Source organism: Devosia ginsengisoli (genome assembly GCF_024707105.1).
Taxonomy (GTDB): Bacteria; Pseudomonadota; Alphaproteobacteria; order Rhizobiales; family Devosiaceae; genus Devosia; species Devosia ginsengisoli_A.
Genome location: NZ_JANQAJ010000006.1, coordinates 92,836 through 107,608 on the forward strand (window position 1 = coordinate 92,836; position 14,773 = coordinate 107,608).

General features: G+C 64.7%; 13 protein-coding genes. 6 read left to right on the top strand and 7 right to left on the bottom strand.

Going from position 1 to position 14,773, the window contains the following annotated elements:
• Positions 1-5: 5 nt before the first annotated feature.
• From NVV79_RS04120 to NVV79_RS04140, 5 genes are read left to right on the top strand one after another with little or no spacing between them, the layout of a single operon-like run.
• Entirely contained in the window at positions 6-602 is a 597-nt protein-coding gene (locus tag NVV79_RS04120) for a GNAT family N-acetyltransferase (protein WP_303986578.1), read from the top strand.
• The gene (locus tag NVV79_RS04125) at positions 599-1,858 is read left to right on the top strand and encodes an amylo-alpha-1,6-glucosidase (protein ID WP_303986580.1); all 1,260 of its coding nucleotides are present in this window, start codon (positions 599-601) and stop codon (positions 1,856-1,858) included. Before NVV79_RS04120 ends, NVV79_RS04125 begins: the two co-directional genes overlap by 4 nt.
• Complete coding sequence (locus NVV79_RS04130; protein WP_303986582.1) at positions 1,855-2,529, top strand: SGNH/GDSL hydrolase family protein; 675 nt, start codon at positions 1,855-1,857, stop codon at positions 2,527-2,529. Before NVV79_RS04125 ends, NVV79_RS04130 begins: the two co-directional genes overlap by 4 nt.
• The gene (locus NVV79_RS04135) at positions 2,526-3,290 is read left to right on the top strand and encodes an SDR family NAD(P)-dependent oxidoreductase (protein WP_303986584.1); all 765 of its coding nucleotides are present in this window, start codon (positions 2,526-2,528) and stop codon (positions 3,288-3,290) included. The genes NVV79_RS04130 and NVV79_RS04135 overlap by 4 nt, the downstream gene beginning before the upstream one ends.
• Before the next feature lie 19 nt (positions 3,291-3,309).
• The gene (locus tag NVV79_RS04140; protein WP_303986586.1) at positions 3,310-4,593 is read left to right on the top strand and encodes a trehalase family glycosidase; all 1,284 of its coding nucleotides are present in this window, start codon (positions 3,310-3,312) and stop codon (positions 4,591-4,593) included.
• Positions 4,594-4,611: 18 nt separating this feature from the next.
• On the opposite strand, the gene NVV79_RS04145 is transcribed toward NVV79_RS04140, so the two are convergent.
• The 6 genes from NVV79_RS04145 to NVV79_RS04170 all read right to left on the bottom strand — a co-directional run bounded on the left by NVV79_RS04145 (position 4,612) and on the right by NVV79_RS04170 (position 13,217).
• Positions 4,612-6,534 (bottom strand): glycoside hydrolase family 36 protein, encoded by a 1,923-nt coding sequence (locus NVV79_RS04145; protein ID WP_303986588.1) that lies wholly within the window; start codon positions 6,532-6,534, stop codon positions 4,612-4,614.
• Positions 6,531-7,508 carry a Gfo/Idh/MocA family protein gene (locus NVV79_RS04150; protein WP_303986590.1) on the bottom strand — a complete coding sequence of 326 codons (978 nt, stop codon included), beginning with the start codon at positions 7,506-7,508 and terminating at the stop codon, positions 6,531-6,533. Before NVV79_RS04150 ends, NVV79_RS04145 begins: the two co-directional genes overlap by 4 nt.
• On the bottom strand, positions 7,505-8,539 hold the full coding sequence (locus tag NVV79_RS04155) for a zinc-binding dehydrogenase (protein WP_303986592.1): 1,035 nt from the start codon (positions 8,537-8,539) through the stop codon (positions 7,505-7,507). Before NVV79_RS04155 ends, NVV79_RS04150 begins: the two co-directional genes overlap by 4 nt.
• 354 nt (positions 8,540-8,893) lie before the next feature.
• Complete coding sequence (locus NVV79_RS04160) at positions 8,894-11,833, bottom strand: autotransporter domain-containing protein (protein WP_303986593.1); 2,940 nt, start codon at positions 11,831-11,833, stop codon at positions 8,894-8,896.
• A gap of 299 nt (positions 11,834-12,132) precedes the next feature.
• On the bottom strand, positions 12,133-12,903 hold the full coding sequence (locus NVV79_RS04165) for a helix-turn-helix domain-containing protein (RefSeq protein WP_303986595.1): 771 nt from the start codon (positions 12,901-12,903) through the stop codon (positions 12,133-12,135).
• Entirely contained in the window at positions 12,900-13,217 is a 318-nt protein-coding gene (locus NVV79_RS04170) for a hypothetical protein (RefSeq protein WP_303986597.1), read from the bottom strand. The genes NVV79_RS04165 and NVV79_RS04170 overlap by 4 nt, the downstream gene beginning before the upstream one ends.
• Before the next feature lie 187 nt (positions 13,218-13,404).
• On the opposite strand from NVV79_RS04170, the gene NVV79_RS22520 reads away from it, so the two are divergent.
• Positions 13,405-13,815, top strand: a complete 411-nt coding sequence (locus tag NVV79_RS22520) for an SH3 domain-containing protein (protein WP_369684699.1) — start codon at positions 13,405-13,407, stop codon at positions 13,813-13,815.
• Between the two features lie 75 nt (positions 13,816-13,890).
• On the opposite strand, the gene NVV79_RS04175 is transcribed toward NVV79_RS22520, so the two are convergent.
• A complete protein-coding gene (locus NVV79_RS04175; protein ID WP_303986599.1) occupies positions 13,891-14,472 on the bottom strand; it encodes a hypothetical protein in 582 nt (193 codons plus the stop codon).
• Positions 14,473-14,773: the final 301 nt, after the last annotated feature.

Here is a 14,773-nt window from a genome sequence, read left to right on the forward strand (position 1 = left end):
CTACAATGACGCCGATACGCGAAGACATTGCCGACATCCGGCTCGAGACCAGCTCGCTCGTGCTGCGTCCCTGGGAAGACCGCGACCGTGAGGCCATGGCCGACATCCAGGGCGACCCGCATGTGCGCCGATATTTCCTGCGCCCTCTGACGCGGCAGGAGGCCTTCGACGACATCGATCTGGCACAGGCGCGCGCGCGAGAAAACGGCTTTCACTTCCAGGCCGCCGAACTCAAGGCGACTGGCGAACTGGTCGGACAGATCGGCATCGGCGTCGTGCCGGAGAAAACGCGCGCGGCCATTCCCAGCCACCCCCGCGTCGAGATCGGCTGGGTACTGGCACCGCGGTTCTGGGGACAGGGGCTGGCGCCGGAAGGCGCGCGGGCCTGGCTGGACTATGCCTGGTCCATTGGGCTCGACGAGATCGTCGCCTTCACCGCCAAAAAGAACCTGCCGAGCCAACGCGTCATGCAAAAAATCGGCATGCAGCGCGAGCCTTCGGACGACTACGAGCATCCCGCGATCCCGCCGGGTCACGCATTGCGCCCGCACATGGTTTTCCGCATCCGCAAGCCGGCACCAGCGGCAGGCGAGAAGTCATGAGTACCAATCCGAACCTGTCCGCCCGTGCCGTGGATATCCTGCGCGAGAACGATCGTGGTCACTATACCGTGCCCACCAAGGGCCTCTATCCCTTCCAATGGAACTGGGATTCCTGCTTCACAGCGCTGGGCCAGTCGCACTACGACCTGGACCGCGCCTGGACCGAGATCGAGACGCTGTTCGCCCATCAGTGGGACGACGGCATGGTGCCGCATATGGTGTTCCACGAACCGGCCCCGGCCTATTTCCCCGGCCCCGACGTCTGGGGCACGGGGCGCAAGGTGCCGACCTCGGGCATCACCCAATTGCCGATCGCCGGCTTTGCCATTCACCAGCTCTATCGTCGCAGCGGCGACGCCACACGCGCCCGGGCGCTGCTCAACGGCCTTGATCGCTGGCATGACTGGTTCTATCGCACCCGTGATCCCCGGCGCGAAGGTCTCGTTGCCGTCATCCACCCATGGGAATCGCGCGACAACACCATCGACTGGGACGAGGGCTTCGAGCGCGTCCCTACCGAGGGAGTCGCCCCCTACCAGCGCAACGACCTCAAGCATGCCGACCCGGCGACCCGCCCGACCAAGGCGCAATATGACCGCTACCTGTGGCTGGTGCAGCATTTCCGCGGCCTGGGCTGGGACTCGACCCGAACGCACGGAGCCTCGCCCTTCCAGATCGTCGATCCGGGCTTCAACGCCATCCTGATCCGCTCGTGCCTGGAGACCGCCGAACTGGCGGAGGCGCTCGATGAACCCGCCATTGCCGGACGCCATCGCGCCTGGGCCAGGGGCGGGCTCGCAGCGCTCGACGGACTTTGGAGCGAAGCGCGGGGCCAGTACCTCCCCTATGACCGGATCGGCGGCAGGCTGGTCGATAGCCCCTCCATCGGTGGCCTCATCCCCGCATTCGCCCCCATCCCGGCGCAGCGCGCCGCGGCGCTTGCCGAAACGCTCCGGGCCATCGGCGAAGAAGTGTCCTATCTTGTGCCCAGCCACGACCCGCGCGACGCCCGCTTCGACATGAAGCGCTACTGGCGCGGCCCGGTCTGGCTGGTCTGCAACTACATGATCGCCGACGGGATGCGCCGCGCCGGCGAAACAGAAATCGCCGATCGCATCGTGGCTGACAGCCTCAGACTGATCGAGCAGAGCGGCTTTGCCGAATACTATGACCCACACGACGGCACCCCGCTCGGCGGCGACCGCTTCAGTTGGACGGCCGCCATGGTGCTCGAATTCCTGGAGCCCCGCCCGTGACCAGCTTTGCCGAACGCTGGACCGGCCGGGCCAAGTCGCTCGCGACCTTCGGGGACTCGATCACCCAGGCCGTGCATATTCCGGTGCCGGAGGATCGCTGGTCGAACCGGCTGGCCGAACGTCTGGGCACCCGCCTCAGCAACCGCGGCATCAGTGGCACGGTCCTGCAATCGTCGCCCGACGCCAGCGGCAAGCCGCGTCCCGACAACGGGCACGGCCGCTACGCCCAGGACCTGCTCGGCGCCAGCCGTGCCGACGTCATCGCCATCCTCTATGGTACCAATGACGCGCGCTACACCGCCGCCCCGACAACCTTCACGCTCGAGGCATTCACCCACGACTATCGCGCCGTGCTGAACGGCCTCTTTGCGGCGGGTTATTCGCCAGACGCCATTGTCATCGGCAGCCCGCCCCATCTGCCCGACCAGGGCTTCGCCGTCGGTGCCGAGGATAGTTTTGCCGGTCAATCGCGCCAGCAATTCCAGCTCTATGTCGAAGCCGTCAAATCCATCGCCAGCGAGGCCGGCACGTTCTACGCCCCGGTCAACGAGCGCATGGCGGCCGAGGGCGGCGATGCGCTCATTCGCAACGACCACGTCCATCCCAATGAAGCCGGCCACGCCAGTATCGCCGAGATATTCGCAGCCGCGACACGCCCGGTGACGCCATGATCAACACCACCCTCGTCACCGGCGCCGCCATGGGCATCGGCCGCGCCGTCGCCGAAACCCTCGCCGCGGCCGGCCACAACCTCGTCCTGCTCGATCGCGACGCCGCCGCACTCGAGGCCACCGCCGCCGCTATCGGCGGCAACGCATTGCCGGTCGCCGGCTCGGTCGCCAGCCTCGAGGATTGCGAGCGCGCCGTTGCTCTGGGCGTCGAGCGCTTCGGCGGCCTCACCGGCCTCTCGCACAATGCCGGCATCCAGCGCTATGGTGATGCCGTAACCACTACCTCCGCCGGTTGGGCCGAGGTGATGGACGTCAATCTCACCGGCGCCTTCTACGCCGCCAAGGCTGCCCTGCCCCAACTGCGCCGATCACGCGGCGCCATCGTCTTCACTGCCTCGGTGCAGGGCATGGCGGCGCAGAAAGGCGCCCTTGCCTATGTCGTGGCCAAGCATGGCCTGGTCGGCCTGGTGACCGGCATGGCCATCGACGAGGCCGAACAAGGCGTGCGCGTCAACGGCGTCGCGCCGGGATCGGTGGATACGCCCATGCTCAAATGGGCGATCGACCTCGATCCCAACCCGGCCGCGCTGTCGGCCGAAGTGGACGCCATGCATCCGCTCGGCCGCCGTGCCCAACCCGCCGAGATCGCCTCGGTAATCGCCTTCCTGCTGTCGGCAGCCAGCAGCTTCATGACCGGGGAAACCGTGCGCGTCGATGGGGGGCTCTTGGCGCGCATCCCCGGTGCTCCCAAGTCGACCTGAACCTCAACCGAGAACACCCATGAACACCCTCGACCCAGCCAGCACCTACGACCACGCCCTCGAGGTGCTCAAGGAAAACGACCACGGCGACTACACCATTCCGACCAAGGGGCTCTATCCCTTCCAGTGGAACTGGGATTCCTGCCTCACCGCGCTTGGCCAGAGCCACTATGACGAAGCCCGCGCCTGGACCGAGATCGACACGCTCTTTGCGCATCAATGGCCCGACGGCATGGTGCCGCATATCGTCTTCCACGTATATTCCGACGGCTATTTCCCCGGACCCAATGTCTGGGCCACCAACCGGCCCACGCCGACCTCGGGCATCACCCAGCCACCGGTTGCCGGCTTTGCCGTCAAGCGCCTGTTCGACCGCGCCAGGGACAAGGCGTTGGCGACCGAGCGTGCCCGCGCATTGTTGCCCAAGATCGACGCCTGGCATCGCTGGTTCTACGCCGACCGGGACCCGCATGATGAGGGCCTGGTCGCCATCCTCCATCCCTGGGAGTCGGGCCGCGACAATTCGATCGACTGGGACGAAGCGTTCGAACGCGTGCCCACAGAGGGCGTCGAGCCCTATACCCGCCGCGACACCCAGCATGCCGACCCGGCCCATCGCCCCACCAAGGCACAATACGACCGCTACCTGTGGCTGGTGCAGCATTTCCGCGACCTGGACTGGGACAATTCCAGGCTCCACGACGCCTCCCCCTTCCAGGTCATCGACCCCGGTTTCAACGCCATCCTGATCCGCGCCTGCGCCGACCTGGCCGACCTCGCGGAAGCCTTGGGCGAAAACCAGATCGCCGCCGACAACCGCGCCCGCGCCGCCGCCGGCCTCAAGGCGATCGAGGGCCTGTGGAGCGATAGCCACGGCCAATATCTCTGCAAGGACCGCACCACGGATGCCCTGATCGACAGCGCCACTATCGGGGGTATCCTGCCGGTCTTCGCCGCCATCCCCAAGCCGCGCGCCCACGAAATCGCCCGCACCATCGAGCGCTGGGCCGACGCTGCCAAGTTCATCGTGCCCTCGCACGACCCACTCGACCCGCGCTTCGAGGCCAAGCGCTACTGGCGCGGGCCCGTCTGGCTGGTGATGAACTACATGATCGCCGACGGCCTGACCGTCATCGGCGAGACGGCGGTGGCCGAGCACATCATCCGTTCGAGCCTCGACCTCATCACCCAGTCCGGCTTTGCCGAATACTACGATCCCACCACCGGCGAGCCCTGTGGCGGCGGCCGCTTCACCTGGACGGCAGCCATGGTGATCGAGTTCCTCGACCTTATGGGCCGCTGAGACAGGCGGTGCGGCAGGTCAGCTCGGTCGGCAGTGGAACAGGCGGGACTGGTGCGGCCGCAGCGCCACGAATATGCCGTCGGCGGTGGCGGGAAGCGCAATACCGTCCTCCTCGATTGCCAACGGCGTGGCCATGCCGCAATCGGCCCAACCGATAAGGCGTTCGACCGCACGGTCGCCGGTATTGAAGAGGTTGAGCAGCACCGTGCCGTCCGGGCGCCGCAACCGCTGCAGCAGCACCGGATCGCCCTCGCTCACAGCCATCGGCAGGCCATTGGGCGCGGTTCCGAGGCGATAGCGCAGGGCGCCCTGCCCCAGCCATGGAAACTCACACTGGAATGGCGTGGCGTTGCCGGCCAGCTCCGCCAGCAGCGCCCGGCGTGGTTCGGGAACCTCGTCGAGGTGATCACTGGTCATCAGCACGCCGCCGGCGAGTCCGGCGAAGACGGCGAGCGAATGGATCTGGTCGTCGCTCAGGTCATGGAAGCGGTCGCGCAGCAGGATGCAGTCCGGATCGGCCTGCCAGAGGATGCCGTTGGCGAAATTGCGGGCGGTCTGGTCGCGCAGCAGGGATTCGGCGGAATAATGACCCAGCCAGCTCACGCCGATGTCGCGGCCGATGCGCATGGCATCGGCCAGGCCGACCGGTGCCCAGATCGGCGCGCCGCAGCACAGCCAGAGGGCATCGCCGATTTCTTCGCGGATCAGCCGCGCCATGATCATCCAAATGGCCATGCGCGAGAGGCCATCCCGATGCCAGACCGCCTCCTCGGGACCATAGAAACTGCCCAGATGCATGAAGTCGGTCTTGAAATAGCCGCAGCCCCAATCGCGAGCCCAGGTGCGGAAAACCTGGCGGATATAGGTTTCGGCATCGGGATGGGTGACGTCGAGGACGTAATATTCCTCGCTGCGCTTGTGCCAGCGGAATTCACCATAGAAGGTCATCGGCGCCAGCGGCTCGCCGGTCGCCCGGCTGCGCACCACCCAATCTGGATGTTCGGCGAAGAGACGCGAGCGGTTGCCGACCATGAAGGGGGCGATCCACAGGCCGGGGCGGAAGCCGGCCTTTGACGCCGCCTCGAGCGTAGACGCGACGCCGTCGGGAAAGACCGGTTTGGTTTCGAGCCAGTCGCCCATTTCGGGGGTGAAGCCATCGTCCACGAGGAAGATGTCGAACGGGGCTTTTTTGTCATCGCGGAAGCGGCGGGCGGCTTCGAGGTGTTCGCGCAGCACCGGCTCGCTCAGCGAGGCATAGAGGCTGTACCATGAGCACCAGCCGGTGAGGCGGCGCTCGGGAAGACGTGGCGGCAGGGGCGAGGCCTGGGCGACGAGACTTGCCCAGTGGCGCAGCGCCGGCTCGACCGCGTCGCCGGAGAAAAGCACGATTGTCTCGGTGCTGATCGAGCCGGCATGCGGGACCCCGTCGATCATGGTTTCGATCTCGATGGAGAGCGGGCCGGCCTCGAAGCCGAAACGCAGGCGGCTCTGGTAGCGATCGTGCCGGAGGAACCCGAGCACCGTGGCACCCGCCCCGCTATGCGGCAACAGGGCGGTCATGGCGTGGCCGGTCAGCAGCTTGGGGTCGGCTTTGGCGACATCGCGGGCGCTGGCCGGCTCGACGAAATAGCTGCCATCCCAGCTCATATATCCGTTGCGCAGATATTGCCGGACATTGCCGGCACGCCCGATGCGCAGCCCGAGCGAGGCAATACGCCGTTCCCCAGGGAACCCGGAGAGGGTGAGTGTCAGGTTCTGCCGTCCGGGCAAGTCTTGAATGGCGAGCGAGATGGTCGTGCCGTCACGCAGGGACCAGACGATGCCGGAGGGGTCGGCGGAAACGCCTTGGTGCGGCGGGACCGCGCCGTCTATTAGTGGGGCGAGGTCGGCGAGGGAGATGCCGTCGAGGTAGAAAGTGCCGGAGGACGGATCAAAGCTCATAGTGTGATCTCTCGCCGCGCTTCGGACGATTGGTGCGCGGCGAGGACGATGCGCAGCGTATCGGCGCCATCGGACAGAAGCACGCGGGGCGGCCGTTTGTGCGCAATGGCTTCCGCCAGGTCGGCGAGCTGGGCGACAAAGGGGTCCACCGTGCCGGCAACCCGCTCGACATGGGGCTCTGCAGTGGTGCTCACCAGTTCGGCGGTGTTGAAATCGGTGAAGATGCCGGTCATGCCGGCGGCAACAACCTGCCACTGCTTGGCCCAGCGACCCGGAACGGCGGCGTTGGAGGCGTGGAGCACGCCGACACGGCCATCGTCATAGCCCAAAATGATGGCGCTGACGTCCTCGCTGTCATAACCGGGCACATCGGTGTGGAAGAGATTGGCGGCGCGGGCATAGACGGTTTGCGGCATGCCCAGCATATGGCGGGCCAGGTCGGCGATGTGGATAAGCTGCTCCACCATCTGTCCGCCCGAAAGCGCCCGCTCACGCCACCAGGTGGCGTGCAGGGCGTTGCAGTGGAAGGAGCCGGAAAAATGCCCCGCCCGGCCCGTCTGCCCCCTCGCCGCAAGTTCATCCCAGCGGGTGACGGCAGCGCCGAAGCGGTACATGAAGCCGCAGGCGGCCGTGACATCGCGGCCAGCTTCGAGCATGGCGGTGGCGCGATCATTGTCGAGCGCAATGGGCTTTTCAACCAGCAGGTGGATGCCGGCTCGCGCGGCCGCCTCCACCTCCCCATTGTGAGCGTAGGGCGGCAGCGCCACGATCAACAGGTCCAGGTCGGCCCGGTCGAGCATGCGGGCGAAGTCGGTATAGGAACTGGCGCCGAAACGGGCGGCGAAAGCAGTGGTACGGTCCGCATCGCGGCCGCAGCAGGCCACGAGTTGCATGCGGTCATGCAATAGCGCGACGGCGGCTGCGTGGCGCGCGCCGATGCCGCCAGGACCGAGCAGACCAACACGCAACGTCATGGCTCGTCTCCGAAGCTGAGGACGGATTGGAGAATGGCCGGGTCGCCGGCATCGAGCCGGGCGAACAGCGCCGGCGCCTCGGTAAAGGGCACGGTATCGGTAATGAGCGGCAGCAGGTTCAGCCGCCCCTCGTGCTGTAGCCGCACCGCTGTCTGCCACAGGCGCAGCTTGCTCCAGCGATGGCTGCCCTCCGGGGCGACGCCCGAGATCTGGCTCGAGATCAACTCGATGCGGTTGTGGTGGAACTCGTCGCCGAGGAAGAGCCCACGCGCATCGCCCTGGAAGAAGCCCATGGCGACCACGCGGCTGGCATAGGCCACCGTGCGCATGGCTTCGGCCAATGCCGGGGCTGCGCCCGAGACTTCGATGCAGATATCGGCGCCGCGACCGCCGGTCTCGCCCTTGACGATATCGGCGACCGAATGCGCGGCCGGGTCGAGCGTGCGGTCGGCACCCAGTTGCTCGGCCATGGCCCGGCGGCTCGCGACCGGATCGACACCGATCACCGTGGCGCCCGAAGCCCGGGCCGCCTGCAGCACGATCTGTCCGGGCACGCCCAGGCCGAACACCACGACCAGGTCGCCCATTCGGATGCGGGCATCATGCACGCCGTTGAGCGCCACCGCGCCGATATGTGAAAAGATGCCCATGCGCGGATCGGCCCCGTCCGGAACGAGCCTGTCGGCGGCCTCGATCTCGGTCATCACATGGCCCGTACGGTGCCCCCATGTGCCGAACACGCGGTCACCCCTCCTGACACGGGTGACGGCGGTGCCGAGCTCCACCACCTCGCCGACCTCCTCATAACCCAGGTTGCGGACCGGGAAGGTCCAGCTCGGCATGTCGCTGTCGCGGAACATCCGGTTCTCAATGTCCCAGAGCCGGTTCATGAAGGGCGAGGAGCCGCGATACTGGCTGAGCTCGGTACCGGCGCTGATGCCAGAGTATAGCGTGCGCACCCGCACCTGCTCCTGCCGCAACGGCGCGAAGGTCAGGTTCTCGAACTCCAGCCTCCTCGCAGCCGTCAGCATCAACGCGCTGTCCTGCACTCCCGCCCTCCCTCGAGATTCAAATTGCAAACGTTTGCGAAGAACTACCGTATTTCCGCCATCCGATCCAGAGCGCCCAATCGGAGCGCGCGAAAAACTCCGGTGACGTAACGCTCCAATCCTGATCTTCACGGTGGAGGCGATCTGGATGGCGCGAATTTTGGCGCACTGCTCAGAACAAAACTGCGAGCACATATCATTGAAATCAATAGATGATTTCGTATCAGCTTGGGGCTGAAGTCGTCATCGACAGGTACATATCGAGGTAGACTCTCGGCAAACAATGTGGCCGCGACCGCTGTTCAAGTTGCCGGGCCGGGAGGCCGGGCTTGTATCTCAGAACCGGACATTGAAGCCGATCACCCCGCCATGGCTGCTCTGGCCACCCGAGAACAGGCCCGTATAGTCGGCTCGCAAGCTCGTGCCTTCGGAAATGTCCCAGGTTATGCCGGTGCCGAGCCGGATGCGGTCCCGATCGGGAACAGCGCCGCGGACTTCGAAGCTTGTGGGGCTGCCGGCAAAGGCGAGGGTCTGGCTGGGAACAGCATCAGCCAGGGCATGTTCCCAGACCGCTCGCCCTCGCAGCGTCACCATGCCTGTATCGGTGGGCATGCTGTGCTCGAGCGCCACGCCGATGCCAGTATCGAACCGCATCCAGCTTTCCGAAGCTCCGGAAAGGTCGGCGGCGCCGGCGCCGGTTTCGGTAAAGCCGCCATGGCCGGACCAGCTGGCATCCACTGTAACGAGCGGCGAGACGATCGTTGCGTCACCGATAGTCAGGCTATAGGCGGCCTCGCCGGAAAGACCCAGCGTATGTGTCCAGTAATCCGCTTCGGCCGTGCGCGCGAGACCGCCGGCAATAACCCTCCGCTCGGTCGCGATATGGTTTGTGCCATAGGCGAGCGATCCGGCCAGCGCCCAGCGACCGTCCTCCCAGGCGCCGTAGGTGCCGATAAAGAAACCATTGGCATCGAAACCGGACAGCCGCCCCTCGATAGTGCCATGGCCGCGCATATAACCCAGGCCGAAACCGGCAAGGGCATCGCCGCCGGCAGCATTGAAGCTGCCCTCGTAGCCTCCGGCAAGACCAGCATTCCACCAGTCAAGCTTGGCAGCGTTGCCGTCGCCGTCGATGGTCCCGCTGCTGCCGAGTGGCGCCAGCCAGACATTGGCCATCGGGGTGTTGGCATCGGCCGTTGCCGCAGCGATTGCCGCATTACCGGCCGACCCCGTCATCGGAGCATAAGCCAGTGGTGCAGCAATAGTCTGTCCATTGACCTCGCCACCCAACCCGGCAGTGCCCTGCTGGCGCAGGTTTGCGCCAAAAAGCGAGAAGGTCTGGTCGATAACTTGCTGGGCCGAAGCATGGACTTCGCCCGATGTCAGGTCGAACGCCATCCGCGCATCATCGGCCGAGAGCATCAGGATCTGGTTATAGACAGCCAGGGCATCCGAACCAGCAGTCTGGTCGAGGTCGTCGAGCCCGATTGCCGCCTGAGTCTGATTATGGGTCAGGGCCGCCTGCGTGAACAATCCCGTTGGCGGATTTGTCGGAATGCCCGGGGTCGTAGGATTGGTCGGGTTGGTGGGACCGGTCGGCGCCGTGTTCAGGGCGATGGTCAGCACCACGTCATTGGCGTCATAGGTCAGGGTCGGGGTGATGAAGGCCGATAGCGGCACTGCCCCTTCAAATGCCCCGCTGACGCCGCCGGCTGCCGTAAGGATCGTATAGGCTTGCCCATTCTGGAGCGCGACAACCGAGACCGTACCGCCGTCGAGCCTGGCCGTTCCGCCTATGGCGAACAGGTCGTTGTGAACGCCCGGCGTACCGCCGCCGCCGGCAAGCTCGACTTCATAGATCGAACCGGTATCGAAGGTGACATCGCCGGCCGCCGTCAGCGTTCCTATCGAATTGCCCGGAGCAAGAACGCCGCCAGCGCCGATGTTCACACCCGAACCGAAGGTGCCAATGGTCCCCGAACCGCCGAGCTTGCCCAGGCCGGATACTTCGAAGCTGCCGCCCAGGCTGCCCACGCCATCGGCTCCGCCGATCAGCAGGGTTCCACCACTAACGCTTGTCGTGCCGGCAAAGCCGGAACTGTCGCCCGTCAGTAGTGTCGAACCCGCCGCATGCGTCACCACATGCGTTCCGCTGCCCGTGCTGACCAGACGCGCCGCCAGCGCGTAATCCTCGTCGGTGTGATTGAAGAACAGCGTTCCGCTGCCATGGCCAAACCTGATCTCAGGCGTGATCAGGGTGCCGGTTGCCGATGGCAGATAAGTCATACCGGTCGAGCCGATGAGCAAGGTGCCCCTGCTGCCGCCCAGCACGCCCAGTTCGATCAGGTCGGCGGCAAGGAGCGCATCGTCCTTGAGAGTCAGAACGCCCACGCTGTCGCCATTATAGCCGATACGAAGGCTGTTCTGGACGACCCAGCTCGAGCCTGCATCGGAAAGCTCCACCCTTCCCGAGCCGCCGGCTCTCCTGCCGATATAGCCGCCGCCGCTGGAAACCATTCCGCCATTTGAGATGGTGAGCTTGCCGGTACCGGCGCTGCCGACGTCAAGGATGCCGGTACTGCTCCAGTTCGACGCATAGCCGGTGCTATCGGTTCCGGAGACAGTAACGGTGCCGGTGCTTTCATTGCCGACATAGCCATGTGTGCTCGAGACCGAAGCACCGCCCCAGATATCCATCGTTCCCTGGCCGAGGTCGCCGACAAAAAGGCTGTCGGCGATGATCCATTTCGTGCCGGAACCACCGATACTCGCGGTGCCGCGTCCCGTGCCAACGACGCCTTTGAAGGATCCGAACCGCACATTGTGGCTTTCTACGATCCCACCCGCACTGATTTCCAGCCTGCCTGAGCCGACCTTGCCTATTTCGAGCTCGCCGGTAGTGAAGCGCGAGGCGTTGCCGGCAGCATCGGTGCCCCAGACCTGCACCGTCCCGGTGCTCCCATCTGTCCAGCCGATGACTGTTGCATCGGCGAGCGCCCTGCCGCCGTCTCCGACGATCAGTGTTCCGAAACCATAGGGACTGAATCCAACCGACAGGTAGCCGTCTACAATCCATGGGCTCTCCAGGTCATTGGGGTATTTTTTCGTGCCGTATACGCCAAAGACTCCATGATTTTCATTGGTGTCGATGACTTCGTCGGTTTTTGCAGGCGCGGACGTGGCCAGAATCAGAGCCAGCGCTGAAATGCCGCCGAGCGCTCTGGCAAAGACAGTACGAGCAGGACCGGGATGGGGCAAAAAATCGCTGTTCGACATAGAGGCAGACCTTCAAGGCAAAAAAACCGGGAGGGTCTATCCCCTGGATGAACAATCGCGCGCATCTCTCCCGGCACCGGGACTAGTGCCCGAGACATTGGCCCATGCATTGCGGCAGTCCGTCAGCGCGGCAAACAAATTCGCCGGTGCCGGCGCCAAAAGCGCCGACAGTGCAAAATACCTCGCCTAGAGTGCAAAATTCGGCCGGGAATGAATTCTGCAGGTTCAGAATTTATCCCCAGCAGCGGGGTGGGCGGCGCGCCCGCACCACGGGGTCACGGCCGGCCCGATCGAGGGCGCTATCGGGTTTGGAAAAACCAGTCATGCCAGCTATTTGCGCCGGGCCTTGCCCGGCTGGCCGAACTGCGTTCAAGGCCAAGTGCCTTCACCTCGCGCGGGCTCATCTCATAGGCGCGCCGGAAGGCCCGACTGAAGCTCGGATAGTGTCCAAAGCCATAGTCTTCGGCAATGCTGGCGACGCTTCTGTGCTGCAGGACGGGATTGACGATATCGGCGCGGATGTGATGCAGCCGCCGCTGCTGGACATAGGCCGCAAACCCGCCGAATGGCTGGAACAGATAATAGAGTTTGCGACGCGACAGGCCAAAGTGCGCAGCCACCGTTTCTGCACGAAGGCCAGGATCGCGAACCTGGTTCTCGATATGCCTGCGGATTTCCTGAGTCACCGCAAAACGAACTGCCCCGACATTCGTTTCCGAAACCTGCGCGTTGATAGCCGCGGCCACCAGTTCGAGCGTCGGCTTCATGATTGCTTCACCCTGGACGGCATTCAGGCCAGCGGCAAGGTGATAGACCGATGCGAGATGCGTGCGGAGCAATTGTGCAAGCGGGTTCTGGCCGGAAATGGCTCTCTGGTTCTGCTCATCGGGCAGCTCGAGCAACGGCGCCAGCAGATTCCGCTGCATGATTACAAACAGTACATCCAGGTCGCCCGCTTCAACCGCTTGCGGCTGTGACAGGTCCGTAATGAACACATCTCCGGGCGCTTCGGCCCGTGACTCACGATCGCCGCTCCGTTTCCCGATCGCTCCTCGCAGAACGATCTTCAAGCCATATTGGGAAAGCCGTCGCGGGCGATCCGATAGCGCGAGCGATCGATGCGTTGGGCGGGCGTACTGACCCTGCCAATCATGACCCCTCCGCAAAGATGGCTCTCGAACACACTTCGGAAATGCTCCCGGACATCACCGCATGGTTGAGAGTCCCAGTATGGAACGAGTTCCTCCTGCCAGAGATCAAACCCCGCCTTCCCAGTCAGATCGCCGGTATCGATGCGGAACGACTGAAGCGCCGGCCCAGTTTGAGCGTCACCGCGGTCGTTACTGTTCACGAAGCCCCCCGATCCACCAACGATGATCGCCAAACACCGACCAACGCTCAATTATTCGACCTACATTCATTGTTTTGTCAAATCGCCGCACAGGGGAACGAACGTCCGCTAATCGCTCAGTGGGCACACCCATCCCGAGCTCGCTGGTCTGGGAATACCGCCATACGCCATCTGTTAAGACGCTTGCCCCAATATGGATTTGGTGACGGGATGCGGAAGAATGCCGAAAAAGAAACAGAACTCGAACGCCATTGGCTGGGTAATCCTTGGGCTCATAGCGTTTGGCATTTTTCAGTTCGGGACCCGGGGAAACCCGGATCACCGCGCAAGTTCCACACCGCAATCATCCTCCGCCTCCACAACGCAATCGCATCCTGCATCGGCGCCGCTCACTACGCCGCGCTTTGTCAATGTCGCGTCGCTCAACGTTCGCCACTCTCCGAGCGCAACGGGTGAACTGATCATGACGCTGCCCCGTGGGACCCCGTTGAGGGTCCTGGACCGGCAGGATGGATGGCTTCTTGTAGATTTGAGCCCCACACTCGAAGGCTGGGTTACAGAGCACTTGACGACGACCCGGGGCCCGGCGCCGCGCTATATGCCGCCTGCACCAATGATGGGTTCGAGGTAGCCGATCGAAGCCGTTGCTGGCATCACGGTGCCCCGAGCGGACATATTCCGATAAACTTCAGATAGTTGGTGGCCGTCAGCGACCGATATTCAAGGATGACGTGACCTCAAGGCTCCGGTCCTCCCGTGCGGCACGGATATCGCCTTCACCAGCATGGCTCGCTAGCTTTGCGTCACGATCGCGGATCAACTGTGCGATCTCGGGCTGATACTGCCGCAGAATGGCGGTCAGCCAGCGATTGACCAGATAGGATGGCTTGGCGAGTTCCATGTCAAAGCGTGGCAATAGCGCGATGGTCGGCTCGGCATCGAGCCAGGTGTCGCCAACCACCCACTGGTTGACCGTGAACAGCCGATGGAGCTTGCCATAGGCGTCGACGCCGACGGCGATCAGATGATGCACCGGGCCTTGGGCGCCATCGGGCCGGACGAAGCAATGATAGTGCCCGTGCTCGATGTCGTCGGCAGGTGGCAGGTGGCAGTGGTAGTACCATTGCCCGCCACTTTCGGGATCGAAGACGTCGCCGGGCGGATAGTGCTCCCAGGCCGCGACAGGCGCATCGCGCAGGGTTTCCCGCAGGACGTTCTCGCCCGACTTGGCAAGAAGGCGCTCGCAAAAGGCCGCTTCCTGGGCTGCCCGCTCGCGTTCTGCGTCCATGCCAGCCTCCTATGGCGCCGGTGCCGCAGCCGCACAGGGCGCAGCGGCGGGGGCACCAGCAGCGCACGGATTCGCCGGGGCCGCAGCAGCGCAGGGACTGCCGGCGGCGCAAGGATTTGCCGGTGCACCAGCGGCGCAGGGATTGCCTGCCGCGCATGGGTTTGCGACCGGCGCAGCGGCCGCGCAGGGGTTGCCCGCAGCGCAAGGGTTGGCCGCAGCGCAGGGATTCGCGGCGGCGGCTGCCGCTGGGACCGGGGCCGGTGCCCGAACCGAGCTGCTAACGTGATCAGCGGCGACTGCG